Here is a 7,072-nt window from a genome sequence, read left to right as displayed (position 1 = left end):
GCTTGATGACGATGGCGCCGACCATCTCCTGAGCGTCCGTCTCGGTGATGGGCCCGGCCTTGAGGTCGCGCTCAAAATAAATGTCAAGGAAGGCGGAGAGGCGGCCGATCGACATTGCGGCGCCGTCCTGGCTCTTGACGGAGGCAAGGTAGGCAAAGTAGGTCCACTGAACGGCTTCTTTGGCGTTCTTGGCGGGCCCCGAGATGTCGAAGCCGTAAGCCGCGGCCATCGCCTTGAGCTTCTTGAGCGCCTTGATCTGCTCGGCGTGCTCCTCGCGGTAGCGTCCCCAGTGCTCGGAGAACGGCGCATCGGCGACGGAGTCCTTGGCGGCCTGCTTTTGCTCGATGAGACGGTCCACGCCGTAGAGGGCCACGCGCCGGTAGTCGCCGATAATGCGGCCGCGGCCGTAGGCGTCGGGCAAACCGGTGATGACGTGGGAAGAGCGGGCGGCGCGAATGCGCGGGGTGTAGATGTCGAAGACGGCGTCGTTGTGCGTCTTGCGGTACCTGGTGAAGATCTCCTTGACCTCGGGGTCAGGCTCTTTGCCAGCCTCCTTGATGGCGGTCTCGACCATGCGCCAGCCGCCGTTGGGCATCATCGCACGCTTGAGCGGCACGTCGGTTTGAAGGCCGACGCAGACGTCGTCGTCCTCGCTGATGTAGCCCGCGGGGAAGGCGTCGATGTCGGCCGGGATCTTAGTGTCGACGTCGTAGACGCGGCGCTTGCGCTCTTCGGACAGGTACTCCTTCTCAAGAGTGTTCCACACGCGGAGAGTCTTCTCGGTTGGGCCCGCGAGGAAGGACGCGTCGCCTTCGTACGGGGTGTAGTTCTTTTGGATGAAGTCGCGGACATCGATGGTCTCAGTCCAGTTGCCGGGGACGAAACCCTTCCATGCCTCGGTGTCGACGGCGGTGTCGGTTCCCATAATCCTCTTCTTCTCTTGATTGGAGCCAGCGGATGCCTCTAATTTTGCCCCGCGAATGAGCACGTGACCACTCGGATATGGTGACCGTGTCCACACACGCTGAACAAGACGGACTTCTCCGCGGTATAAAGCGAAAAACTGCCGGTGTGACTTTTATCCAACGCGACATGCGACTTTAGTCCTTTCAGGCTTTCGATTCCCTTCCCTGGTCGCAATCCCATCCACGGCAAAACGTCCTAGTGTGCGGCCCGTCAGCCTTTCCGTCTTTCGAATCCAAGCGTTTGACGCGGATCGCGGAACACCGTGCACGGAACGCAGAACGCTCGCAGAGCTGCGGAGCCCCTTGCAACGAGGCGCGAATCGTCGTTCATAGGGATAGAGGGCGCCGCTGTAAACGATGTCGCACCTTCTGTCTTGTGTCTCCCTTCCGTCCTGGGCCTCTCCTCTCTGCATCTCGATGCAGGAACTCCCCTCCTCGCGCCTGAAGACGGCTGGGAAAGCACTTGCCCGCGAGCGTCCCCGTCCAAAGCCGCATTCCCGGATCCGTCGTTTCGACGCTTGGTCGCGCGTTCAACGTGCTCGCGGGCCAGGGGAACAACCGCCCGCCCCGACTGAGGCGCCCCCTTCACGGCGTCGAACCCCTCACGCTTCAAAAACACCGAAGCACGGAAACTCCGATCGCGAGGACGGCGAAACGAGGTGAAGGGGGCTAGGCGCCGCACCCGTTTCGAGGGCAAAAGGCGTTGCACCCGTTTGCCGAGGCGTCGAGGCGCAGTCGCCGCTTCGGGCGCCGTCGGCCTTAAGCGCCGACAAATCTACGCGTTCTTCACCTTTTCCCAATCGGCCTCGAATTTTGCCAGGCCCTCGGCCGTCAGCGGATGCTTGACGCAATTCTTCAAGGCGCCGAAGGGCACCGTGGCGATGTCCGCGCCCATGAGCGCCGCGGCCGTGACGTGGTACGGGCTGCGTATGGAAGCCGCGATAATTTCACATTCGTGGCCGAAGTCGTAGTTGTGGATGCAACGAACGATCTCCTCAAGGCTCGCGACTCCGTCGGAGCCGATGTCATCGACCCGTCCGACAAACGGGCTGATGTACCGAGCGCCCGCCCGAGCCGCGAGAAGCGCCTGCGGGGCCGAGAAAACGAGCGTCATATTCACCGCGACGCCTTCTTCGGCTAGCGCCTTCGTCGCCGCCAGGCTCTCGGCGCCGATCGGCAGCTTGACGACGATGTTGGGAGCGAGTCCTGCCAGTCTCCTGCCTTCCTCGACCATTCCCTGCGTCGTCGTCGCCGTCGACTCCGCAGAAACGGGCAGACCCTCGCAAATCTCGCATATTTTCACCATGTGTTGCTCGAAGTCGGCCAGTTTTCCACCCGTCTTCGCGTACAGGCTGGGGTTGGTGGTCACGCCTGACAGAGCGCCCCAGCTCATCGCCTCCCGGATGTCGTTTAGGTCGGCGGTGTCTATAAAGAACTTCATTCGAGTTTCCTCGTCTTCCTCGGGCGTCGCTGCCCGATCGATGTCGCGAACGCACGGCCGTCGTGCATCGCGTGAGAATGGGACGCACCCGGGAAAAGTCCGAGCCGCCCCTCTATATTATGCGCCGGGTTTCGCACTGAAGGCCAAGCGGCCGTTGCCCTCGCGCACGAGCATCATGATGTTGGCGGAGCTTGCCCCGGCGGCATCCGCAGACCGTCGAAGGCCGCCGGGCGGCCGCATCACCAGACCTTGACGGTGCGCGAATAGACGACGTTCCCCGCCTCGTCCTTTCCGACGACGGTGATGGCCCGCGCAACGCGGCTGGGGCCGTCCTGGTCGTATTCCAAGTCGCAAGCGTATCGCGACACCCGGCCGCTGCGCTCAAGCTGTTCCACCTCCGCGTCGCACCTGGCCTTCTCCTTGGCGGCCTCGGGCGTCGCGTAGACGGCGTTCAACGGATCTTCAAGCCCTCCTCGCTGAGGAGGCACGAGCAGAACGCGGGCTAAAACACCCTGCTTCACCAACGACTCGGCCTCGTCAGGAGAATCGACTGTGGCAAAGTCCACGCTGGTTTTCTTTTTGCGGCTGAAGAGTCCCAAAATAAATGCCTTTCGTAAGATCATAGGAACATGCTCCATGTCTAGTTTACCGCCATCTGGAATGAGAACTCGAGGCACAACTCAGGTTTTGGGGCGAGCGAACGGGACGCAGACACGCCGCCTTCCGACCGCGAGAGGCACGAGCGCCGTCGGCCTGCGCCCCTTCTTTCACTCCCACTCGATCGTGCCCGGGGGCTTGGACGTGCAGTCGAGCACCACTCTGTTGACCTCGGGAACGGAATTCGTGATGCGTGTGGAGATGCGGGCCAGAACGTCGTAAGGAAGGCGCGTCCAATCGGCAGTCATCGCGTCCTCGGAGGAAACGGGTCGCAAAACGATCGGGTGTCCGTAGGTTCGCCCGTCTCCCTGGACGCCCACGGAGCGCACGTCGGCCAGCAAGACGACGGGGCACTGCCAGATTTTTTCGTCCAGCCCGGCGGCCGTCAGTTCATCGCGCACGATGAGGTCTGCGGCCCGCAACGTCTCCAAACGCTCACGCGTAACCTCTCCGACGATGCGGATTCCAAGCCCCGGCCCGGGGAAGGGCTGGCGCGCCACGATCTTTTCGGGCACGCCCAGCTCGCGGCCCACCGCGCGGACTTCGTCCTTGAACAGCGCACGAAGGGGCTCGATCAGTTCGAAGGCCATGTCCTCGGGAAGCCCTCCCACATTGTGGTGGCTCTTGATGTTTGCGGCCCCTTCCCCGCCGCCGGACTCGACGACGTCGGGATAGAGGGTCCCCTGGACGAGGAACTTGACCTCGCCTCCTTCGGCGCCGATATCGGCGATCAATCGGGCCTGGGCGGCCTCGAAGGAACGGATGAACTCGCGCCCGATGATCTTTCGCTTGGCCTCGGGATCGCTGACCCCGTTCAAGGCGTCCAAAAAACGCTGAGACTCGTCGACGGCAACGACGCGAATGCCCATTCCCTCCGCGTAATCGCGCTCAACCTGCTCGCGCTCCCCGGCGCGGAGCAGGCCGTGATCGATGAAAAAGCACGTGAGTTGATCGCCCACAGCGGCGTGGACGAGGGCTGCGGCCACGGACGAATCGACGCCTCCCGACAGCGCGCATATGACCTGGGCCCCGCCGACGCGCCGCCTTATCGCCTCGACCTGCTCGTCGACGATGTTGCCCGGCGTCCATACGGGCTTGAGCCCCGCGCCTTCGTAAAGGAAGTTCTCAAGGGCGGCCTGTCCGAAGGCCGAATGCCCCACCTCCGGGTGCCATTGCAGGCCGAACAGCTTGCGGTCGCGGTTCTCGAAGGCCGCGACGGGGGTTTGCGAGGTCGAGGCCGTGACCTCAAATCCTTCGGGAGCCGCCTGGACGGCGTCGCCGTGGCTCATCCACACGACCTGGTCGGCCGGGGTTCCGTCGAAAAGGCAGGAGCCTTCGGCCACACTCGCCTCGGTGTGCCCGTACTCGCGGGTCCCCGTCCGGCCCACCGTTCCCCCTAGGGCCTGCGCCATGGCCTGGAAGCCGTAGCAAATGCCGAGGACCGGCACCCCGGAGTCGAAAATCGCCGGATCGAGCGAAGGCGCCCCTTCCTCGTAAACGGACGAGGGGCCGCCCGAAAGGACGATCGCCGCAGGATCTTTGGCGAGCATGTCGGCCGCGCTGGCCGTGTGGGGAACGATTTCAGAATAGACGTTGGCTTCGCGCACTCGCCGCGCGATGAGCTGGGCATACTGCGCGCCAAAGTCGACGACGAGGACCGGACGTGGATTGCTAGTCACGCATCAAGGATAGCGTCGCCGCCGTTCGAGGGGTGCTTATTACCAGCAATCGAGAGTCTGGGCGGATTTCAACGCGACCTCCAATCCGTTCGCCGGATCGACGAACCCCAGCCGCGCGGCCAGGAGCTGCAAATTCCCGCCGTCGCGCACCTCCGGGTACAGCCAATCGCCCACGATCGGAATTCCGAGGTGGCTCATCGTGACGCGTATCTGATGCGTGCGGCCAGTTTTCGGCTCGATTTCGTACAGCCCCAGCCCTCGGCGCTCGTCGGCCAACCGCACCGTCGTAACCGCATTCGGCTGCCCGTCGACCACCAACGCCGTCAACGATCCGCGGGGTTTGGCGAGGGCCAACGCGACGGTCTGGGCCTCGACGAAACGGTCGTCGGCGGGGGCGACGGCCAGGTACGTTTTTCTCACCTCACGCCGCTCGAACAGCGTTTGATAGGGAGCGCGCCACCGCTTGCCCAGCGTCAGGAGCAGCACGCCCCGCGTGGCGGCGTCGAGCCTGTGCGCAGCGACGATCTCAGGATTGGCGAATTGGCGCCTCGCGGCGATGGTGACGGTCTGGGCCACGTGCTTGCCGCGGGGCATGGTCGCCATGCCGGCAGGTTTGTCGACGGCCACCCAACGATCGGTCCCGCCGACGACGTCGAGTTCGAGTGGCGCGTCGGGCTCGTCGGGGATCGGCCGAAAAACGAAGACGCTTGAACCGCGCTTGACGGATTGCTGCGGAGCCAGAGGGTTCGCGTCGGCGTCGACGACGTCTCCCGCCGAGAAGGCCAATGCGATGCTTTCCTCCGACAGGCGCGGAAACGCTCGGGCGACGGCCTCCCAAACGGCTCCTCCTTCGGCGCAAATCGCCGTGGGCCGCAAGCCGTCTCGGGTGGGCCCGTCCCCCGGGGCGCACCTCGTGCGCGCGGCGCTCCGAGCAGAAGCAGAGCCCGCCGCTTGGTCCATCACCTTTCCAGAGTAGCCCGAACTTGCATACACACGCGCCCCAATTGCGGTGAACTTTTCCGCCCTTCCGCAGAACGTGCTCAGCCTCACGGTCTAATGTCCGGCTCCGGCGGCGACGCACTCTGTCGATGTGGGACAATCGTCACGGAAAAGCACGCCGGCCAAAACACCGCCGGAACGGAAGGAATTGCATCGTGGCATACACCGTCTACTTTACAGCTGCGGAAACCAATTGCCCCACTCAAGAGGTGGCAAAGGAGTACCTCAAGGCGCTGGGCTCAGTTTACGACAGGGTCGGAGTCTTCCGATCCTTCACAAACGGCCCCATTGAAGAGGACGCGGCTTTCCTCGGCCTCCTTCAGTCCATCGGGCGGAGTGAGGACGCCGAACGGGCCTGGGGGACGACGCGCGCAAGCTACGTCGTCGACGAAGAAGACGCGATGAACGCGATCCTTCGTCGTTACAGCGACTACGCCAGAGACTTCGACGCGGTCCTCGTCGTAGGCCTCCTCGAGGGCGACCCGGTCCTTCCCGGCTCACTCGACCGCGCGGGCCGGGCGGCGGCCCACCTCGGCTGTTCGCTCGTCATGCTCGTTTCGGGCGACAAGCGCACGGGCAAACAGGTCGTCGCGGTCACGACGCTCGCCGCCGCGGAAGTCACGAAGGAGCACGCGCCAATTGCCGCCACGGTCGTGGTGGGCGCCTCCGACGAGGTTCGGCAAGCCTTGAGCGACTACAAAGACTCGCCGGTTGTCTTCATCCCGGACGCGGCCGATCCCAGGCTCACCCCCCAGGCTGCGGACATTCTCTTGGAAGGCATCGCCAAAGGCTCCGACGTCGTCACGCCGCTGAGCTTCACATTCGCCCTCGTCGAGAAAGCGCGCTCGAACAAGCAGCGAATCGTCCTGCCCGAGTCCGAGGACGACCGCATTCTCTACGCCGCGGCCGAATGCCTGGAACGCGAAATCGCAGACATCGTGATTCTGGGAGAGAAGGAGAAGGTCGATGCGCGCGCGGCGGAGCTCGGCCTCGACCTGGGCGGCGCAAGAATCGTCTCCACAAACGATCCGGAGCTGCTGGACAAGTACGCAACCGAATTTGCCCGCCTCCGCGCGAAGAAGGGCGTCTCCTACGAGCAGGCGCTCGAAACGGTCAAGGACGTCTCCTACTTCGGCACAATGATGGTGCACATGGACGACGCCGACGGAATGGTCTCGGGGGCCGCCCACACCACGGCCCACACGATTGTCCCCTCGTTCCAAATCATCAAGACGAAGCCGGGAACCTCGATCGTCTCTTCCGTTTTCCTCATGCTCATGGCCGACCGCGTCCACGCCTACGGCGACTGCGCGGTCAACACGAATCCGACC

General features: G+C 63.9%; 6 protein-coding genes. 1 reads left to right on the top strand and 5 read right to left on the bottom strand.

Annotation, left to right across the window (positions count from 1 at the left end; translation table 11 throughout):
- From ACO48X_RS09630 to ACO48X_RS09610, 5 genes are all read right to left on the bottom strand, one after another.
- On the bottom strand, positions 1 to 925 hold a 925-nt coding region (locus tag ACO48X_RS09630), incomplete at its 3' end, for a pyruvate formate lyase family protein (protein WP_485001872.1).
- Between the two features lie 815 nt (positions 926 to 1,740).
- On the bottom strand, positions 1,741 to 2,406 hold the full coding sequence (gene fsa, locus ACO48X_RS09625; RefSeq protein WP_485001871.1) for a fructose-6-phosphate aldolase: 666 nt from the start codon (positions 2,404 to 2,406) through the stop codon (positions 1,741 to 1,743).
- 239 nt (positions 2,407 to 2,645) lie between these two features.
- A complete protein-coding gene (locus tag ACO48X_RS09620) occupies positions 2,646 to 3,029 on the bottom strand; it encodes a hypothetical protein (protein WP_485001870.1) in 384 nt (127 codons plus the stop codon).
- A gap of 144 nt (positions 3,030 to 3,173) precedes the next feature.
- Complete coding sequence (gene guaA, locus ACO48X_RS09615; RefSeq protein WP_485001869.1) at positions 3,174 to 4,742, bottom strand: glutamine-hydrolyzing GMP synthase; 1,569 nt, start codon at positions 4,740 to 4,742, stop codon at positions 3,174 to 3,176.
- Positions 4,743 to 4,781: 39 nt separating this feature from the next.
- Positions 4,782 to 5,702, bottom strand: a complete 921-nt coding sequence (locus ACO48X_RS09610; protein WP_485001875.1) for a pseudouridine synthase — start codon at positions 5,700 to 5,702, stop codon at positions 4,782 to 4,784.
- Positions 5,703 to 5,896: 194 nt separating this feature from the next.
- Here ACO48X_RS09610 and ACO48X_RS09605 point away from each other — a divergent pair.
- On the top strand, positions 5,897 to 7,072 hold a 1,176-nt coding region (locus tag ACO48X_RS09605; RefSeq protein ID WP_485001868.1), incomplete at its 3' end, for a phosphate acyltransferase.

It is taken from the genome of Peptidiphaga sp. (assembly GCF_057238965.1).
Note: the sequence above shows the minus strand (reverse complement) of the source record. Positions and strands in the feature narration are given on the sequence as shown.